Source organism: Sorangium sp. So ce406, assembly GCF_051474675.1.
Classification (GTDB): Bacteria; Myxococcota_A; Polyangia; order Polyangiales; family Polyangiaceae; genus Sorangium; species Sorangium cellulosum_G.
Window position 1 is genome coordinate 12,085,598 of the sequence record NZ_CP150340.1, and the last position, 17,390, is coordinate 12,102,987.

General features: G+C 71.3%; 15 protein-coding genes and 1 tRNA gene. 10 read left to right on the forward strand and 6 right to left on the reverse strand.

Annotated features, from left to right (window positions below; all coding sequences use genetic code 11):
• The first annotated feature begins 321 nt into the window (after window positions 1-321).
• From WME96_RS45385 to WME96_RS45395, 3 genes are all read left to right on the forward strand, one after another.
• Window positions 322-2,004, forward strand: a complete 1,683-nt coding sequence (locus WME96_RS45385) for a carboxypeptidase-like regulatory domain-containing protein (RefSeq protein WP_437287770.1) — start codon at window positions 322-324, stop codon at window positions 2,002-2,004.
• A 57-nt stretch (window positions 2,005-2,061) separates the two neighbouring features.
• On the forward strand, window positions 2,062-3,297 hold the full coding sequence (locus tag WME96_RS45390) for an ATP-binding protein (RefSeq protein WP_437287771.1): 1,236 nt from the start codon (window positions 2,062-2,064) through the stop codon (window positions 3,295-3,297).
• 81 nt (window positions 3,298-3,378) lie between these two features.
• A tRNA-Leu gene (locus WME96_RS45395) sits at window positions 3,379-3,460 on the forward strand.
• A 352-nt stretch (window positions 3,461-3,812) separates the two neighbouring features.
• Here WME96_RS45395 and WME96_RS45400 read toward each other — a convergent pair.
• From WME96_RS45400 to WME96_RS45410, 3 genes are all read right to left on the reverse strand, one after another.
• Window positions 3,813-5,450, reverse strand: coding sequence for an ATP-binding protein (locus WME96_RS45400; RefSeq protein ID WP_437287772.1), 1,638 nt, complete (start codon window positions 5,448-5,450; stop codon window positions 3,813-3,815).
• On the reverse strand, window positions 5,447-5,863 hold the full coding sequence (locus WME96_RS45405; protein ID WP_061614628.1) for a response regulator: 417 nt from the start codon (window positions 5,861-5,863) through the stop codon (window positions 5,447-5,449). Before WME96_RS45405 ends, WME96_RS45400 begins: the two co-directional genes overlap by 4 nt.
• Window positions 5,864-6,244: 381 nt before the next feature.
• On the reverse strand, window positions 6,245-9,091 hold the full coding sequence (locus WME96_RS45410) for a hybrid sensor histidine kinase/response regulator (RefSeq protein WP_437287773.1): 2,847 nt from the start codon (window positions 9,089-9,091) through the stop codon (window positions 6,245-6,247).
• A gap of 552 nt (window positions 9,092-9,643) precedes the next feature.
• Here WME96_RS45410 and WME96_RS45415 point away from each other — a divergent pair.
• The 4 genes from WME96_RS45415 (at window position 9,644) to WME96_RS45430 (ending at window position 11,429) form a co-directional block, all read left to right on the forward strand.
• On the forward strand, window positions 9,644-9,808 hold the full coding sequence (locus tag WME96_RS45415; protein ID WP_433931971.1) for a DUF1328 family protein: 165 nt from the start codon (window positions 9,644-9,646) through the stop codon (window positions 9,806-9,808).
• Between the two features lie 485 nt (window positions 9,809-10,293).
• Complete coding sequence (locus WME96_RS45420) at window positions 10,294-10,848, forward strand: hypothetical protein (protein WP_437287774.1); 555 nt, start codon at window positions 10,294-10,296, stop codon at window positions 10,846-10,848.
• Window positions 10,849-10,910: 62 nt separating this feature from the next.
• Window positions 10,911-11,129 (forward strand): hypothetical protein, encoded by a 219-nt coding sequence (locus tag WME96_RS45425; RefSeq protein ID WP_437287775.1) that lies wholly within the window; start codon window positions 10,911-10,913, stop codon window positions 11,127-11,129.
• A 15-nt stretch (window positions 11,130-11,144) separates the two neighbouring features.
• Window positions 11,145-11,429: a hypothetical protein gene (locus WME96_RS45430; protein WP_437287776.1), complete on the forward strand. Its 285-nt coding sequence runs from the start codon at window positions 11,145-11,147 to the stop codon at window positions 11,427-11,429.
• 275 nt (window positions 11,430-11,704) lie between these two features.
• Here the strand turns inward: WME96_RS45430 and WME96_RS45435 are convergent, their stop codons facing one another.
• Together WME96_RS45435 and WME96_RS45440 are read right to left on the reverse strand one after the other, a co-directional pair.
• Window positions 11,705-12,184: a hemerythrin domain-containing protein gene (locus WME96_RS45435; RefSeq protein ID WP_437287777.1), complete on the reverse strand. Its 480-nt coding sequence runs from the start codon at window positions 12,182-12,184 to the stop codon at window positions 11,705-11,707.
• Window positions 12,185-12,269: 85 nt separating this feature from the next.
• Window positions 12,270-12,743: a hypothetical protein gene (locus WME96_RS45440; RefSeq protein ID WP_437287778.1), complete on the reverse strand. Its 474-nt coding sequence runs from the start codon at window positions 12,741-12,743 to the stop codon at window positions 12,270-12,272.
• A 667-nt stretch (window positions 12,744-13,410) separates the two neighbouring features.
• Here WME96_RS45440 and WME96_RS45445 point away from each other — a divergent pair.
• From WME96_RS45445 to WME96_RS45455, 3 genes are read left to right on the forward strand one after another with little or no spacing between them, the layout of a single operon-like run.
• Complete coding sequence (locus WME96_RS45445) at window positions 13,411-14,844, forward strand: sigma-54-dependent transcriptional regulator (protein ID WP_433931982.1); 1,434 nt, start codon at window positions 13,411-13,413, stop codon at window positions 14,842-14,844.
• Between the two features lie 22 nt (window positions 14,845-14,866).
• Complete coding sequence (locus tag WME96_RS45450) at window positions 14,867-15,562, forward strand: histidine kinase (RefSeq protein WP_437287779.1); 696 nt, start codon at window positions 14,867-14,869, stop codon at window positions 15,560-15,562.
• Window positions 15,559-15,930: a response regulator gene (locus WME96_RS45455; protein ID WP_437287780.1), complete on the forward strand. Its 372-nt coding sequence runs from the start codon at window positions 15,559-15,561 to the stop codon at window positions 15,928-15,930. The genes WME96_RS45450 and WME96_RS45455 overlap by 4 nt, the downstream gene beginning before the upstream one ends.
• A gap of 9 nt (window positions 15,931-15,939) precedes the next feature.
• Here WME96_RS45455 and WME96_RS45460 read toward each other — a convergent pair whose 3' ends face one another.
• Window positions 15,940-17,370, reverse strand: a complete 1,431-nt coding sequence (locus tag WME96_RS45460) for a helix-turn-helix domain-containing protein (RefSeq protein ID WP_437287781.1) — start codon at window positions 17,368-17,370, stop codon at window positions 15,940-15,942.
• Window positions 17,371-17,390: the final 20 nt, after the last annotated feature.

Sequence of the window (17,390 nt, forward strand, 5' to 3'; positions counted from 1 at the left end):
GTGTACACGCCCGCGCTTCGCCCTGGCGCGCTGATTGCGGCCTGGCCGCATCGCTGCGCCGGACGCGACGCGACACCGCTGTCACGGCCCTGCCGCGGCCTGCAGGGCGCGCTGCCGACAGGATGCACGCCGCGCGCTGCCCGGAACCCCGGCGGCAGGTTGGCACGAACATCGCCTTCTCTCTCCACCGTGATTTTTTCCTGCGCCTGCTCGGGTGCGGACCCGTTCGGGCACCGCGTGTTTCGTTCATCCGCTCGGATCCTGCGCGCTGCGCTGCTCGCCTGCCTGCCGGGGGCGGTGGCCTGCAGCATTCCCCTCGAGATGAGCGAAGCTGGCCCCACGAACGCCTGCGACACCTCGGGCGACTGCGGCGTGGGGGCCACGTGCGCGGCGCTCGACGGGCAGCGCGCGTGCGTCTCGACCAGCGCGCACCTCGACGGGCTTGTCCTGGAGGTCCGGCCGCGCCCCTCGCACGAGCTCGGCGTCGAGGTCTCTCACCTTCTCGACATCGACGCGGGCGGCGCCTTCCCCCCGCACGACGCCGGCGGGCAGGTGCGTCGCCTGGATCTCAACATCCCCGCGCCCGCGCGCGTGGATGCAACGCTGCGCATCGGCGGCTCCTACTGCGGAGACATCGCCGGCGGGCAGTTTCCCGTGCGGGTCGAGCTCCGGCGCATCGCGCCCGTCCTCGGCCTGCCGGCGCAGACCTACTCGACGTTCTCGGAGCCGGACGGCTCCGGCGGCCAGACGTTCCAGCTCGCGATCCCCACCGGCGACTACCACATCTACTTGGTCCCGCAGGCGTACGGCAGCTGCAGCGACGACATCCCCCCGCCGATCTTCCTGCCGAACCAGTCGATCCCCGAGGTGTGGAAGCTCGGCGTCACCGCCGAGCCGCCTGCCGTGCTTCAAGGCAGCCTGCAGGTGCCGGGGGGCGTGCGCGTCGACGGGTGGAGGCTCGATCTCGTCGACCCGCTCACCGGCAGCGTCATCTCCCAGGTCGACCGGCTCGAGGAACCCGAGCCCGGCGAGCCGGGGACGGCGACGCAGGTCGCCTTCAGCGTGAAGTTCTACTGGGCCGACCAGAAAAAGAGCCCCCTCGTCCGCCTGCGTCCGAGGGATGGCGAGCCGCGGCCGACGGTCTACTGGGAGCTCGCCTCGATCGCGCTCCAGGGGTCCACGGGGAACCTGGACCTCTCGCTCCTCCAGCTCGACGCGGCGGCGCGCCGGGTGGAAGGGCGAACGGAGGACGTGGACGGTAACCCGGTGCTCTCCGCCATTCGCATCCAGAGCGCCGACATCGAGCGCGCGCCGACCGCCGCCTACAGGCTGGACACCGAGACGGACGCGAATGGCCTCTTCCGGGCCGACCTCCCGCCTGGCGAGTACGTCATCTTCGCGCAGCCGATCAACGACACCACCAAGGCGAAGGCCATGCAGGCGCTCAAGTTCCCGGCCGGCGACGACTGCTACTGCGGCCAGTCGGTCATCATCCCGGAGGCCGGGACGCTGCGCGGGCGCCTCCTGGGCCCTGCGGGCGAGCTGATGGACGGCGCGGGCGTGTTCGCGGTCCCCTCGCCCGGCGAGGTCAAGACCTACCTCGGCCAGGTGCTGAGGCCCGAGCCGCTGCTCCCCCGGCAGGCGTCCGGGGTCCTGCGCAACGGCGCGTTCTCCCTCGGCGCCGACCCGGGGGAGTTCGACTTCTCGGTCCGGCCGACGCCGGGCTCTGCCTACCCGTGGCTCGTGAGGCCGCGCCTCGCGGTCTCCGCGGCCGACGCCGCGGTCACCGAGCTGGATCTCACCATGCCGTACCCGGCCGTCCTCCAGGGCGTCGTCCGCGACGAGTCGGGCGCCCGGCTCGGCGACGCGACGGTCGTGGCCTGGCTCCCGGTCCAGAGCGATGCCGCGCCGGGGACGGCGACGAGGGTCATCCAGATCGGCGAGACCCGGTCGGCGCCCGACGGCTCCTACGTCCTGCCGCTCCCCCCGTCGACGTCCCGGTGAAGTCGGAGCGAAAAAGGGCGGTACCAGCCCAGCGCGGAGCGAGATAGGCTAGCGCCCGTGGCGCAGCCGACGCGCGGTGGGACATCGGAGCCTTCAACAGAGGATGGCCTGACGCTCGCGCCTCCTCTGCGAGGCGATCCGGGGCAGCGCCCCGATCTGGGGCGCGCGGGCGAGGCCTCGCTCCCGTCAGCGCAGGAGCTCGCGGTCGCGCTGCATGAGGTCTCCAATGCGCTCACGGTCATCGTGGGCTGCATCGAGCGGGCCCAGGGCGAGCAAGGCTCCGAGCTGAGCCGTGCGCTCGGCGTCGCTGCGTCCCGCGCGCGCGACGCTCGCCGCCTGATCCGGCGGGCGATCGGCGCCGACGCGGAGGGGCGTCCGGCCGAGGACGGCGAGGTCGCGTCGAGGCCGATGGGGGAGCCGGCGCGCTCGCTCGGCGACGTCATCGACGACGCCGTGACCGGGCTCGTCCCCGAGGCGCGCCGCTCGGCGATCGCGCTTCGCGCGGAGCTCGATCCCGCGGTCGCGCGGATCTCCGTGCGCAGCGGCGCCGCGGTGGTGCAGATCTTGACGAACCTGCTGCTCAACGCCGTGGCGCTCTCGCCGCGCGGCGCTGCGGTGCGCGTGGACGCGAGGCTCGAAGGCGGCGCGGTGATCGTCGGCGTCGCCGACCAGGGGCCCGGGGTCCCGCCGTCGCGCCGCGCGACGCTGCTCAGCTCCGGCGTCTCGACGCGCCCGGGCGGCGCGGGCATCGGCCTTCGCCACTCCGCCGCGCTGGCCAGCGAAGCGGGCGGCGCCCTCGCGCTCGTCCCGTCGGACGAGGGCGCCCGCTTCGAGCTGCGCTGGCCCATCGAGGCCTCTCCGCGGGCGGACAGCGCGCTGTTCGACGCGGAGGTCGACGATGTGCCGCCGGCGCCGCGGAGCACGACGTCACCGGTCTCCGGCGCGGTGCTCGACGGCATCAGGATCCTGGTGGTCGAGGACGACGACGCGGTGGTGGACCTGCTCGACACCGCGCTCACCGCGCGCGGCGCGAGCATCGTCAGCGTCCAGAGCGCGGTCGAGCTCCCGGGGGCGCTCGCCTCCGGGCCGTTCCAGGCTGCGCTGCTCGACATCTCGCCGATCGAGCAGGACGTCCTCGGCACCGTCTCCGCCGTGCGCAGCGCCAACCCTGACGTGCGGCTCGTGGTCATGTCCGGCAGCGCCGGCGCGGCGCCCCTGCCGGCCAACAGCGGCGTGTCGTGGGTGCGCAAGCCGTTCGAGATCCGCGAGATCGTGGAGGCGCTCGTCCGCTGAAGCACCGCCGTGTCACGAGGTCGAGAGGATTAGCTTGACTTCCCTGGCCGGCTGGGTAGGTTCCGTCCCACAAACGCGCTCGCGAAGGTGGCGGAATTGGCAGACGCACTAGCTTGAGGTGCTAGCGGGTAACACCGTGGGGGTTCAAGTCCCCCCCTTCGCACTGTCTTCTCTGGATCGATCGAGACTCTGACCAGCGCACGAGGGAGACAAGGAGCCCGCCTCGCTCCTTCTCCTCACACATCGAGTCTCCGCAGCCGCTGACTGTACCTCGCGCTCCAACCCGGATTCGCGAGCTCTTGACGAGCGGTTCTGCGCACCTGCTTTGGGCTCACGCGTACGTCGCGCGCAAGGCGTGCCTCGACGCGCGCCACGCAGCCGAGCACCGCAGCTCCAGCGCCGTCTGCCGAGCTGCCGCGTCCGGCCGCCCGTTCCCCCCGGCCGAGCCCGCTCCGCCCGCAGCCGTGCGCCTCGCGCCGCTCCCGGCGCGCTCCCCCCCCGGCGCCGCCGCCCTGTCAGCTCGCCAGCGGCAGCGTGAAGTGGATCGTCGTCCCGTGTCCCGGGGTGCTCTCGACCGCCACGGTCCCGTGGTGCGCCTCGACGATGCCGCGCGCGATGTACAGGCCGAGCCCTGCGCCGGTGCGCGACTCCTGCGACGCCTTCCAGTAGCGATCGAACAGGTGCGGCTGATGCTCGGGCGGGATGCCCGGGCCCGTGTCCGCCACCGAGAAGCGCGCCAGATCGGCCACCCGGCAGAGCGACACGCTCACGATCCCGCCCTTCGGCGTGAACTTCAGCGCGTTGCCGAGCAGGTTCGAGAAGACCTGCAGCACGCGATCGCGGTCGGCGAGGACCTCCAGGCCCGCGTCGAGCGGCCCCTGCGTCACCCGGCAGCCCTTCGCCTCCGCGAGCGACGCGGCGGCCTCGAGCGCCTCGCGCACGAGCGCCCCGCCCCGCTCCACCCGCGGCGACACCACGAGCCGCCCCGCCTCGATGCGCGACGCATCGAGCAGATCCTCGATCAGCCGCGTCATGCGCTGGATCCCGCGGTCCATCCGATCGACGAGCTGCACGGCGTCGTCCTCCTCGCCGTCCTTCCGCTGGAGCAGATCGCTGCGCAGCAGCGACGCCGTGATCGCGATCGTGTTGAGCGGGTTCCGGAGATCGTGCGACACGATCGCCAGGAGATCGTCCCGCGCGCGCGTCGCGGCCTGCGCCTCGTTGTACAGCCGCGCGTTCTCGAGGGCGACGGACGCCGACTGCGCGAGCTGCGTGAGCAGCACCTCGTCGCTCTCCACGAACGGACCGTCGCGCCGATCGAGGAGCTGGATGCTCCCGATGCACTGGCCGTCCCGCCCGCGCAGCGGCGCCGCGAGCAGCGAGCGCGGGTGCAGCTCCGACGGCGCGTGCGAGAGCACGTCGGCGCACGTGGGGTCGCTCGCGATCTCCTCGTCCGTCAGCCGGACGCTCGCGCTCCGCCGCTCGATCAGCCCGAACGCGATCTCGCGGATGCCGTCGCGGTCCTCCCGCGCGGCGTACTCCTCCGAGAGCGAGACGCCCGTCATCGATCGCTGCGTCACGCCCCGCGCGGCAAGGCGCGAGACCGCCACGTTCGCGTCGAGCAGCGCGCGCGCCTCGTCCGTGGTGCGCTGGATCAGCTCGTTCAGCGAGAGCGACCTGTGGATGCGCAGCGTCGCCTCGGTGAGCTGCGCGAGCTGGTTCGCGTGGCGAGCGAGCGCCCTGCGCGCCTCGTCCTCGCGGCGCTCCGCCTCGTTCAGCCGGAGCACGTAGCGCAGGCTCTGCACCAGCCGCTCGGGCGTCAGCAGGTTCTTCGGCACGTAGTCGGCCGCGCCCCGCTTCATCAGATCGACGGCCAGCGACTCGTCGCCCTGCCCGGTCAGCATGATGAACGGCGCCGTGAGCTTCGCCTTGCGCGCCGCCTCGATCACCGCGAGCCCGTCGCCCCCCGGCAGGTAAAAATCGAGCAGCACACAGTCGATCTGCTGCTCGTACAGCACCGCGAGCGCAGAATCGACCGAATCGGCCTCCCTGATCTCCGCGTCGACGCGGCCGCTCCGCAGCGCTCGCAGGATCGCGATCCGGTCGACCGTGTCGTCGTCGACGACCAGGAGACGAACCGACCTATGGCTCAAGGCATCTCCACGAGAGTCCAGTACCGGTTCAGTGCCGTCATCAGCTCGACGAAGCTCAGGAAAGTCACCGGCTTGAGCAGGTACCCGGCGACGTTCAGGTCGTACGCGTCCACCTTGTCGCGATCGTCGTTCGACGTCGTCAGCACGACCACGGGCGTCGCCCTCAGCGAGGCGTCGGACCGGAGCTCCCGGAGAAACTCGATGCCGTTCATCCTGGGCATGTTCAGGTCGAGCAGGACGAGGCGCCGGTCCCTGGGGACCTGGGTGCTACGCAGCAGATCGAGCCCCTCGACCCCATCGCCGGCCACCCAGAGCGGGTTCGTGATCTTGCCCCTCTCGAACGCCCTCCGGACGTTCATCACGTCGACGGTGTCGTCCTCGACCAGGATAATATTCAGGATTTTACCGTCCATCCTCGTCCTCGCTCAGGAGCAAAACGCTGGCCCGTCGATAGCATACGACAGCTACGCTGCACGTTACGCAGGGCGATGGCGATGGAGCTGGAGGCCGGCTCACTTGTTTCCGGGACGGAGACACCGCATACGGCCTGCTGCATACGGAGCCGGGCCGCGGCTCACTCGGGTTTCCCGAGAGCTCCGTTCCGACCGCGGCCCGTTCCGGTCACGTCGACGTTACCGTGGGTCAGCGGCGCCGGGAAGCGCCGAGTGAGGCGAGCGGCGGCGAGGTAGCCGCGGGTGCTCCGGACAGCCCCCGGCGCGGCGCGTTGCGTCCGCACCCGGCGAGGGCGCGCGCGCGGAACGCGGGGTGTTCGCGCCCCTCCGGGCGCCGGGATCTTACGGCCAGCTCCCGCGGTTGCCCGCGCGGCCGACGAGGTGCGCCACCGCCGTGACCAGGCTGTTCGGCTCGATGGGCTTTGCAAGGTGCATCTGGAAGCCGGCGGCGATCGCCTGGCGGCGATCCTCCATGCGCGTGTACGCGGTGAGCGCGAGTGCCGGTATGCCGCTCGCGGGCACCTCGGTCCCCAGCGCGCGCAGGCGCCGCATCATCGCGTAACCGTCCTCGCCCGGCATGCCGATGTCGCTCACCAGCACGTCGAACTCCCCCTCGCGGAGCGCCTCGAGCGCCGAGCCGGCCGAGGCGGCCTCGCGCACCGTCGCGCCGGAGCGCACGAAGATGATGCCGAGCAGCTCGCGGGCGTCGGTCTCGTCATCGACCACGAGCACGCGGATGCCCTCGAGCAGGCGGCGCGCGGAGCCCCCCGGCGCATCGCTCCCCCGGCGCTGCGGCGACGGCAGCGCCTGGTGCGTCTCGGCACGGATCGGGAGCCGGATCCGGAAGCGCGCGCCCTTGCCCTCGCCGTCGCTCTCGGCGTGCACCGTTCCGCCCTGCGCCTCCGCCAGGTGCCGCACGATCGCGAGGCCGAGCCCCAGCCCGCCGTGCGCCCGCGTCATCCCGCCGTCCGCCTGACGGAACCGCTCGAACAGGAACGGCAAAAAGCTCTTCGGGATGCCCTCGCCGTTGTCCTCGACCTCGACCTCGAGCATCGCGTCGACCCGCCGGGCGCCCACCCGGACCTGGCCGCCCGAGGGCGTGAACTTCACCGCGTTCGTGAGCAGATTCCACACGATCTGCTGGAGCCGATCGGCGTCGCCGAGGAAGATGCCCACGTCGTCGACGACCCACGCGTTGACCGTGACCCCCTTCGCCAGCGCCGTCGGGCGCACCAGATCCAGCGCGGTGGCGAGCACCTGCCGCACGTCGACCGGATCGGTCCGGAGCTGCAGCTTCCCCGCGATGATCGTCGACGCGTCGAGGATGTCCTCGATGAGCTGCGACTGCGACTTCGCGTTGCGCTCGATCGTGGCGAGCCCCCGCTCGAGCGACTCGGCGTCCACCTCGCCCGTCCGGAGGATCCGCGCCCAGCCCAGGATCGACTGGAGCGGCGTCCTGAGCTCGTGCGACACCGTCGCGAGGAACTCGTCCTTGAGTCGGTTCAGCTGCTCGGCGTGCTGGCGCGCGCGCTGCTCCTGCTCGAGGAGCTGGGCGCGCTCGGCCTCGGTGCGCTTCTGCTCGGTGATGTCGTGGAACGAGATGCCCACGCCGTCGCCCAGCGCGACCGCGATGGCCCGGAACGTCTGCGGGGCGCCCTCGTGCGCGCAGAAGAGCTCGACCCGGGCGGCCTCCCCGGTCTCCACCACACGCGCGTACGTGCCGAAGGCGCTCGCGAGGGTGCTCCCTGGCATCTCCACCGACAGCCGCTTGCCCTCGAGGTCCTTGCCCCGGCCGCCCACGATCGGCCCGGTGGCCGGGTTCACGTAGACCCACTCGAAATCGGAGATCGCCCCGGACGCGTCCCGCACGCTGCGCAGGATCATGAACCCGTCCGGAGACGCCTCCTGCACGGTGCGGAACCTCGCCTCGCTCGCCCGGAGCGCCTGCTCGATCGACTTCCGCTCCGTGATGTCCGTGGCCGTGCAGGTGATGCCGACGATCTCGCCCGCGTCGTCGCTCAGCGGCTCGATCGAGATGTCGAGGTACTGCGTGCGGCCGCCGACGTGCAGGGCGATCTCGCGCCGCTGGCCGACCCCGCTGGTGAGCACCTCGCGCTTCACCCGGTCGAGCGATCGCGCCGCCTCCGGATCCTCCAGCACCTCCGCGTCGGTCTTGCCGAGCACCTCGCGCTCCGACTTTCCGAAGGAGTTGTGCATCCACGTGTAGCGGAGCTCCCGATCCTGGTTGAACACCATGACCGGCGACCCCCGGAGCGCCTTGCGGAAGCGCTCCTCGTTCACGCGGAGCGCCTGCTCCGCGCGCAGGCGCTGCGCGACGCTCTGCTGGAGCTCGAGCGCGAGGCGCTCCGCCTTGCGCCGCGCGCCGATCTGCTCGGTCACCTCGAAGGCCGTCACCATGACGCCCTCCACGGCGCCGCTCACGTCGCGCACCGGCTTGCACAGGACGTTGTACAGCCGCTCCACCAGCTCGCCGGTCCAGTGCGCGATCCGCACCGGGATCTCGTTCGCCACGCTCGGGTTGCCGGTCGTCATGACCCCCTCGAGCTGCGCGTGCAGCACCTGCCCGCGGAGCTCAGGCACCGCCTTGACGAGCGGCTTGCCGAGGAGGTCGTCGCGGCCGACCATCTGACAGAAGAGCGGGTTCGCGAGCTCGAACACGAGATCGGCGCCCTTGAGCAGGCAGATCGGCGCGGGCGCCTGCGCGAGCAGCGAGCCGCTCCTGCCTCGCTCGAGCTCGACGCGCTTTCGCTCGGCCTCGAGCGCCGCCACCTGCAGGCGGGTGTGCTCCGTGACCGCCCGGGCGATGCCCGCGTCCACGCGCTCGAAGAGCGCCTCCAGATCACCCAGCGTCGGCGTGACCCCCGCATCATGGATTTCTCGGAGGATCGAGCGACGGAGGACGCCGTACTCGCGGACCATCACGTCCAGGTCGAACCCTTCCTCCCAGCGCACCTCTCCGTGCTCGCGCGCCGCCTCGTCGCCGCCGCGCGTCGTCGCGCCGTTCTCCAGGCCGGCGGCGACCTCATCGAGGAAGCTGGGAAGCGAGTTGATGATGAGCGGCTTCGGCATGTCTCTCACCGCCGCGCTTCGCCTGCGCAGCTCGCCGACGAACCGCTCGATGATTGCCTCGCGGCGGGTCCTGATGAGCGTGGGGAGCGGGGTCGTCATGGTCGGGTCGTTCGCGACGTGGACTCCGTGTCGGCAGAGTTCACCGTCAGGAGCCTGGGCAGCGACCGGCGAGCGGTCCTGGGCGACCTGGACCACGGCTGGCGTCGGCGAGCACGACATATTCGGCGAGCTGACGGAACGCCACAAGGCGCCCCGCCAGCGCAGCCCGCGCCCCGCCGGGCAGGAGACCGTCGGCCAGACGGGGCTGCTGCCCCGGGCTCTCCGTCGAGCACGGCCTCGACTCGGTGGTTGTGTTGGCCCCGACTTCCGCTTCGCGCGCACGCCAACGAGGGCGAGCAAGCGTTGTGCCGAGCTCGTCCGCCGACCCCACGCGGCGCCGCGCGGCGCGCGACGTCACGAATGAGGCGATTTGCCGCAGCTCCTCCGGCCGGGGGCGCACCGCGGCGGCGCGCGAAGCGGGCTGTCGATTTGGCGCGTTGGGCCTTCGTGGGCTCAGCCGTGTTGGTGAACAGGGGACGTTGCCGGCACGGTGGCTGCAACATCCCTTTATGGAAGCACTGGAACACCAGATCACCCAATTAGGAGGTTATCATGCTCAGTTGGAGTGTTGCGTTCTTTATCGTTGCGATCATCGCTGCCATCTTCGGCTTCGGCGGCATCGCCGCGGGCGCCGCCTCGGTGGCGAAGCTGCTCTTCGTCGTCTTCCTCGTGCTGGCGGTCGTCTCCCTCGCGCTCGGCCGCCGCGTCCGGGCCTGACGCGCACCACGCCGGTCTCGCGCGCGGCATGGGCCCTTGTCTCACAAGGGCCCACGCGGGCGCAGGCGACCCGACGCGCCAAGTCGCCCCCTCGCGCGCTCCTGCGCGCCGTCCTCTCCTCTCTTCCGAGATCTCCACAGATCCCGATGAGCTCGCCGCCTCGGTCCGGAGCGTCCGCCGCCGCAGACTCCAGGTCGATGCGGCCGTGGCCGCGGAACCATGATGCGTCGCGTTGTGGTCTGTCGCGGCGATGTCCGCCGCGCTCGCCCGCACGTGCTCGCGGGCCACGATCGAGGCGATTTGTCTCGCGGGGCCGAGCGGTCTCCGCGGTTTCGGGTGGCACGCCTGTCGCAATACCGCCGTGCAGACCCCATCCCGGGCGCCGAGAGGCCCATCCCGGAAAGCTTCGATGGGGCTCTCGTATCGTGCCCGGCGTTCGCGCGGGCGCGAGGTCGAGCCTCAACCGCAGACCGGAGGAGATTGTCATGCTGACCGTCCGTACGTTCCTTCCCATCGCCATCGTCACGAGCCTCTTCGCGGGCTGCGATTCCCCCACGAACGCGCAAGCCCAGGCCGAACGCGCGCAGCAGGAAGCGCAGCAGAAGGCGGCCGAGGTCGCCAACGAGCTCGACAAGAAGGTCGCGGACATCGACCAGCGGGCCGAGCGCGAGACAGACAAGGCGCTCCGGGAGGCCGCGGAGGAGCTCAACGAGGCGGCCGTCGAGGCGCGCGAGAAGACCGCCGAGGCCCAGAAGGAGCTCTTGAAGGCGCGCGAGGACGTGCGCGCCTCCACGACGCGCAAGATCGAGGACCTCGAGAAGGACGTCGCCGATCTCCGCGCGAAGATGGAGAAGAAGATGTCCAGGGTCGAGGCCGACAAGGTCATGAAGGATCTCCAGGACAAGTCGGAGGCGGTCCGCAGGAGCCTGCGCGAGCTCGACGCGGCGACGAGCACGAACCTCGACCAGGTGAAGAAGGGCGTGTCGGAGCGCGTGGAGGAGCTCGATCGGGCGATCCAGGAGGCGAAGCGGCGCGTGTAGCGGCGCGCCTCGTGCAAGACCCGCTTCCCGATCCAGAGAGCTTCGAACATCAGGAGGATACGATGGAGAACCAGAAGGCCACTCAGCAGACCCAACCGGCGGACATCGAGGGGGAAGGCAATCACACGGCGGACCGGCGTTACCGCGAAGGCGTGGAGAGGTCGGTGAAGGGCGGCAAGATCGAGGAGCACGCGGAGGAAGCCGCCAGCGCGCTGGACGGCCCCGAGGGCGATGAGCTGCGCGACGCCCAGGAGGCGACGCGGCACGGTCGGCCCAGCTGACCAGGCGAGCCGGCGATGATCCGCGAGCTTCGCTGCAAATCCTGTGGCCGCAGGTACATCTTCGTATCGACAGCGGCCACGCCCTGCCGGGCCTGCGGCTCGGCTCTCCAGGAGATGGAGCTCGAGCGCGGCGTCTACGAGCTCGCCTCGGAGGACGCGCCGAGCGCCGCCAAGCCTGCCCCGTCGAGCGCGGCGGACAAGATGGTGCCCGAGGATCTCGGGTACGGCGAGTCCCACGGATACGGGCCCGGCCACGGCGGCCCCACGGGCCCCGGCGACGCGCCCGCGACCAACGCTTGAGTCCGCAACTCTGCAGTCGGCTGGAGCGGGGTGCGGCCACGGACACGGACGTCGGCTCCGTCGCCCTGGTCGTGCCCTGGCTCCCGAGGAGACCTCGGGACTGCACCGTCCCGGAGCCGCCGAGGAGCTCCCCTCGGAGGGCGCCGTCCGGACGCCCGCGCCGCACGCGCACGGGCGCCCCGGGGGGCCTGTCGAACCCGGCAGATGATCGCTTGAGGCGCTTGGTGGAGGGTCGGGAGAAGAAGCTCAGCGCAGGCGCGCGGGCGCGCAGGTCGTCACGCCGCGGTCGCCGTGCGCTGCGGGGCGTGGGGCGCGCCGTGGGAGCGGCGGGAGTGGGCGATCAGCGCGTCGAAGAGCTCCAGCATCTGCTGGCCGAGCCGCTCGTTCATGTCCTCGGTCAGCTCCGCCTCGATGCGGGGCAGGAGGTCTCGCTCCTCTTCCTCGACGTGGTGCATGATCAGGTCGCGCAGGGCGGTGAGCTTGGCCTTGAAGCTGGAGTCGTCCGGCGCCGTGTTGACCACGCGCCGGATCTCGAACCGCGCGACCGTATGTTCCTCGCAGGCCCCGCCGACGAGGTCAGGCTCGATCGCGAGCAGCTCCGGAAAGAGCACCACCTGCTCGGCGAGCATGTGGGCGAGCAGGTGTTTGGTGAGCTCGTCCGTCACCCGCCGGACATCGCCGACGCCCGACAGGGCCAGATCGAACAGCCGCTCGGCTTCGCGGTGATGCCCCTTCAAGAGCTGTGTTGCTTTCATGCATTCTTCTCCCGGAGAACCAGCGTGGGGGTTGAGGTGTCGAGATGGATGAGGAGCCTTGTCGTGCGCTCGCGCTGCGGCCCGATCACGCGGCCGCGTCGATCGCGAGGCGCGCCAGCCCTGGCAGGGGCTCGCCGCGCGGACCCTCGAGCGAGAAGGTGACCGCGCCGCTGCCGCGCAGCTCGCGCAGCGTCAGCGACAGGCCCGCGAGCTCGAGCGCCGCGGGGGCCTGCGGGTCGGAGCCAGGGCAGAGGACGACGCGCTTCACGCTCGGAAGGGCGCCGAGGACCGCGCGCAGGAGCGAGGACCGGAGCGTCAGCTTCGTCGACGACGACGTCGCGACGAACACGGCCGTGCTCACGTCCCCGAGCTGCCGGAGCTGCTCTTGCACCCGCGACTGGAAGCTCGAGGCGTGCTCGTCGGGGAGCTGAACCACCATCTGGAGATCACGCGCCTGCGTGGTCAACCACGCAGCGCTCTCCGTCCAGGAAGCACCGGACTCGGCAATCAGCAGGCAGGTCTCGTCGCGACGCTCACTCTTCCGCCCCCTGTTTTTCATCGACGCAAGTTTTAGCAATCCGTGTGCCGTGTAGGGGTATTCACGCCTGGACGACCCCGGGAACTGAACATGGAATATCGATGTGGAATTTCGCCTCTGGGGCCGACTCGGACGGACCCGACCGTTCGGTCACGTCGAGGCGATCAAGCCGACAACGGCACGCGGCCTCGCCGCGCCTCGTTCCCGCTCGAGCGCGCCTGCCTCGCGTCGCGCATCGGCGCCGACGCCGCCGCGCCGCATCCGCTCGATCGATCCGCGCGCGAGCCCCGCGCGAATCGCGATCGGCCCTCGCGCTCCGCGTCGCGCGGCCGGCGCCGTCCACCGCGGCCTGGGTCTCCCGCGTGCGAGCGAGGCGCGCGACGTGCATTCCAGGACGGCGACGCTGCGGTCTGTGGAAATCCAGGCTGCTCGTAAGCCGTTCCCGACCAGCTCAGCCCCGGAGGCGCCGCTCGCCCCGCAAAAGGCGCCGACCGGAAGGCCCAGCGGCGCTGCGCCAGACCTGGCGCTGGCCTGGTTGGGGCAAGAACGCGCACCTGTGGCGAAACGTCACGCGAGATAACCTCAAGGATGAGAGCGCCCCGGGCTTGATAGCGCGGTGTCTCCGTGGCACGTTCCCTGCAACTGCAGGCAGCGGTCGACCTATAGAGCTGCCGGGGAAGGACACGCGATGAGCGGCAGGATACTCGTCGTCGATGACGACGAAGCGACGTGCGATCTAGTCGAAGCCCTCCTCAAGAGGCAGGAGTTCTCCGTGGCGGCGCGCACCTCGGCCAAGAGCGCGCTCGAGCTGGTGAGCGAAGACGACTTCGACGTCGTGCTGACCGACGTCGGTATGAGCGAGATGAGCGGCCTCGAGCTGTGCGAGCGCATCCTCGGCGCCCGGCCCGACATGCTCGTCATCGTGATGACGGCGCTCGGGAGCATGGAGACCGCGATCTCCTCGATGCGCGCCGGGGCGTTCGACTTCGTCACGAAGCCGCTCGACTCCAACCTCCTCGGCCTCACGGTGTCGCGCGCCGTCCAGCACCGGCGCCTCCGATCCGAGGTGAAGCGCCTGCGCGAGGCGGCCCACGACGTCCAGCAGACCAAGGGGCTCGTCGGGCGCAGCCCCGCGATGAAGCGCGTCTACGACCTGATCGGCCGCGTCGCGCGGAGCGACGCCTCCGTCCTCGTGCACGGCGAGACCGGCACCGGCAAGGAGCTCATCGCGCGCGCGATCCACGAGGCCAGCGGCCGCCCCGGCCCGTTCGTGGCCGTCAACTGCGCCGCGGTGCCCCAGGCGCTGCTCGAGAGCGAGCTCTTCGGCCACGCGCGCGGCGCCTTCACCGACGCGAAGACCCAGCGCACCGGCCTGTTCCTCGAGGCGAGCGGCGGCACCATCTTCCTCGACGAGATCGGCGAGATGCCGCTCGAGGTGCAGCCGAAGCTGCTCCGCGCCCTCCAGGAGCGGAAGGTCCGGCCCGTGGGCTCGAACGCCGAGATCCCGTTCGACGCGCGCATCGTGACGGCGACGAACCGCGACCTCGAGACCGAGGTGTACGAGAAGCGGTTCCGCGAGGACCTCTACTACCGCGTCAACGTCGTGAAGATCGACCTGCCGCCCCTGCGCGAGCGCGGCACCGACGTGCTCCACCTGGCGATGCACTTCCTCGAGAAGTTCTCGTCGCGCAGCGGCAAGGGCGTGCTCTCGCTCTCGACGGCGGCCGCCGAGAAGCTCACCGCGTACAACTGGCCGGGCAACGTGCGCGAGCTCGAGAACAGCATCGAGCGCGCCGTGGCGCTCGCCCGATTCGAGCAGATCACGGTCGAGGATCTGCCGGAGAAGGTGCAGGCCTACCGGCCCGACCGCTTCGTCGTCGCCGTCGACGAGCCCGCGGAGATCATGACGATGGATGAGCTCGAGAAGCGCTATATCAAGCGCGTGCTCGCGCTCGTCGGGGGCAACAAGTCGCGCGCGGCCCAGATGCTCGGGTTCGACCGGCGCACGCTCTACCGCAAGCTGGAGCGCTACGGCGAGCAGGATGGATCGGGCGGGGACGAGGGCCCAGACAAGGACAAGGCCGCCAGCTCGCCGGGATCGGCGAGCTCTGCTCTTAGCTGAGCGAGGCGGTGAGGCGTAAGGAATGACGGAAAAGGCGCTGCCCGAGTCGGTGTACAAGCTGTTCGCTCGCACGGGCCACGATGTCCGCGGGCCCGCGGGCGTCGTGGCCGGGGCCCTCGACGAGCTCGAGCGCGCTCTCGGGGGCGAGGCCACCGCCCGGAACGCGGCGTTCTTCACGATGGCGCGGCGGGGCGTGCGCCGCCTGCTGCGCCTGGCCGACCGCTACACCGCCGCGTCCGAGCTGGCGCGGCAGCTCGACACCCCGGTGCACTCGCTCGACCTCGAGGCGCTCGTCCGCCAGGCCGTCTCGGAGGCGTCGTTCGTCTATGGCCGGCGCCAGGTCTCGGTGGCGCTCGATCTCGCGCCGCTGCGCGGCTTCGCCCACCCGGCCTCGATGACCGCGGCGCTCGCGGATGCGCTCATGCTCGCCCTGCGCGCCGCCCGCGCGCGGGTCGCCGTGGAGCTCGCGGCGCACGGCGACAGGGCGCGCGTGGTGCTCACCAGCGACTCGGACACGGCCTCGGTGGAGGAGCTCTTCCAGGCCGCGCTCTCGCCGGACGCGGACCCGCTCGACGAGGGCGCGCTGCCCGTCCGGGTGATCGACGGCGTGCTGAGGGCGCACGGCGGCTCGGCGCGGGTCGAGCGCCTGGGCGCGGAGACGCGCATCACCCTGGAGTGGCCGCTGAACGAGGCGGATCGCAAGGCAGGTGCTCGATGAGCGCGGATCTTCCCCTGGTGCTCGTGCTGGACGACGACGACGACACGGCGGCGCTGCTCGGCATGGCGCTCCGCCGCCGGGGCTTCCGCGTCGTCGTGGCGCGCTCGTGCGAGGAGGGGCGCGCGCGGCTCGCCGACAGCGCCGTCGACGCCCTGGTGACGGACGTGTCGCTCCCCGACGGCAGCGGCATCGACCTCGTCGCGTCGATCGAGGACAAGCCGCGCGGCATCATCGTGGTGAGCGGCTTCGGGGGCGACGACGACCGCGAGAAGAGCCGGGCGGCCGGGGCGCACGCGCACCTGGTCAAGCCGGTCGACGTGGCGCGGCTCGTGTCCACGCTCAACGAGCTGCTCGGCCGGCCGAGCTGAGCGGCCGGCTCACTTGTCGACGGACGCGTAGAACGAGACGCCCCGCCGGTTCTCGTCGAGGCGCAGCGGGTGCTGCAGCGCCGGCAGCGCGCGCTGGGCGCAGTCGAGGCGCTCGCAGGTCCGGCACGTGACCCCGACCGGGACGGCCGCGCCGGTGTTGTCGAGGTCGATGCCGTCGGCGTAGACGAGCTCGCGGGCGTAGCGCACGTCGCAGCCCATGCCGATCGACTGCACCGTGTGGGGGACGTGGTAGCCGCCGCGGTCGCTGCGCACGGTGCGCGCGATGCAGAAGTAGACGGCGCCGTCCGGCATCTGCGAGAGCTGGATCCGGATCATGCCGGGCGTCATGAGCGCGGCGTGCACGTTCCAGCGGGGGCACGCGCCGCTGAACCGCGCGAAGCGGATGCCCGAGCCGCTGAAGCGCTTCGAGATGTTGCCCGCGATGTCGATGCGGACCATGTGCATCGGCACCCCCTCGGCGCCGGGGCGGCGCAGCGTCGTCAGCCGGTGGCACACCTGCTCGAAGCTGGTGCCGAAGCGGTGCGCGAGCAGCTCGATGTCGTAGCGCTCGGCGCGCGCCGCCTCCAGGAACGGCTGGTACGGCATGAGGATCGCCGCGGCGAAGTAGTTGGCCAGCGCGACGCGGGCGAGCGCGCGGGACTCGGGGGTCGTGAGGTTCTCGTCGCGCAGGATGCGGTCGATGGCCGTCGACTGCGTGAGCAGCCCGAGCTGGTGCGCGAGCTGGAACCGGCGGCTCCGGGGCGGCAGCACCTCGGAGATGCTGAGCACCCGCCTGTCCGGGTCGTAACGCCGCATCGCCTGGCGCTCGTCCGCGACCCGCACGATGCGCACCTCGATGCCGCGCGTCGCGTGGAGGTACCGGACGAGCCCGCGGTAGACGTCATCCCCGTCGAGCTCCGCCTCCCGCCAGAGCGCCTCGGCGCCCTCCTCGAGCTCCGCGAAGTGGTTCATCCGGCGCTGGATGAGGTCGCTCACCTCCTCCGACGGTAGGCGCGAGTTGTCCACCGCGACGAACCCGTCGCCCGCGAGCCGTTCCCCGAGCGTGGCCAGCGATTCGCGGGTGGTCGAGTACGTGCGGTACAGCGTGAGCACCGCGCGCGCGACGTTCGGTGACGTCGCGGCGAGCTCGCGAAGATCCGCGTTCGTCAGCCCGTGGCTCTCGAAGATGGGGTCGCCGAACACCTCGTGGAGGTCGGCTGTGAGCCGGACATCTTCTTCCGAGGCGAAGTTCTGGAGATCGAGCTGGAATATCTGGGCAATGCGAATGAGGAGCGGCGCGGTCAACGGACGGCGGTTGTTCTCTATCAAGTTCAGGTAACTCGCCGAGACGCCGAGGCGCTCCGCCAGATCGACCTGCGTCATGTGCTCGCGGCGCCGCAGCGCGCGGACCTTGGCGCCGAGTAGAGGTGCATCGGCCATGAGAACCCTCCCGAACGTAG

Coding starts and splice junctions, on each gene's coding strand:
- WME96_RS45460 (WP_437287781.1), bottom strand. CDS start 17,370: ATGGCCGATGCACCTCTACTCGGCGCCAAGGTCCGCGCGCTGCGGCGC.
- WME96_RS45435 (WP_437287777.1), bottom strand. CDS start 12,184: ATGAAAGCAACACAGCTCTTGAAGGGGCATCACCGCGAAGCCGAGCGG.
- WME96_RS45420 (WP_437287774.1), top strand. CDS start 10,294: ATGCTGACCGTCCGTACGTTCCTTCCCATCGCCATCGTCACGAGCCTC.
- WME96_RS45410 (WP_437287773.1), bottom strand. CDS start 9,091: ATGACGACCCCGCTCCCCACGCTCATCAGGACCCGCCGCGAGGCAATC.
- WME96_RS45430 (WP_437287776.1), top strand. CDS start 11,145: ATGATCCGCGAGCTTCGCTGCAAATCCTGTGGCCGCAGGTACATCTTC.
- WME96_RS45415 (WP_433931971.1), top strand. CDS start 9,644: ATGCTCAGTTGGAGTGTTGCGTTCTTTATCGTTGCGATCATCGCTGCC.
- WME96_RS45445 (WP_433931982.1), top strand. CDS start 13,411: ATGAGCGGCAGGATACTCGTCGTCGATGACGACGAAGCGACGTGCGAT.
- WME96_RS45450 (WP_437287779.1), top strand. CDS start 14,867: ATGACGGAAAAGGCGCTGCCCGAGTCGGTGTACAAGCTGTTCGCTCGC.
- WME96_RS45425 (WP_437287775.1), top strand. CDS start 10,911: ATGGAGAACCAGAAGGCCACTCAGCAGACCCAACCGGCGGACATCGAG.
- WME96_RS45385 (WP_437287770.1), top strand. CDS start 322: ATGAGCGAAGCTGGCCCCACGAACGCCTGCGACACCTCGGGCGACTGC.
- WME96_RS45405 (WP_061614628.1), bottom strand. CDS start 5,863: ATGGACGGTAAAATCCTGAATATTATCCTGGTCGAGGACGACACCGTC.
- WME96_RS45440 (WP_437287778.1), bottom strand. CDS start 12,743: ATGAAAAACAGGGGGCGGAAGAGTGAGCGTCGCGACGAGACCTGCCTG.
- WME96_RS45455 (WP_437287780.1), top strand. CDS start 15,559: ATGAGCGCGGATCTTCCCCTGGTGCTCGTGCTGGACGACGACGACGAC.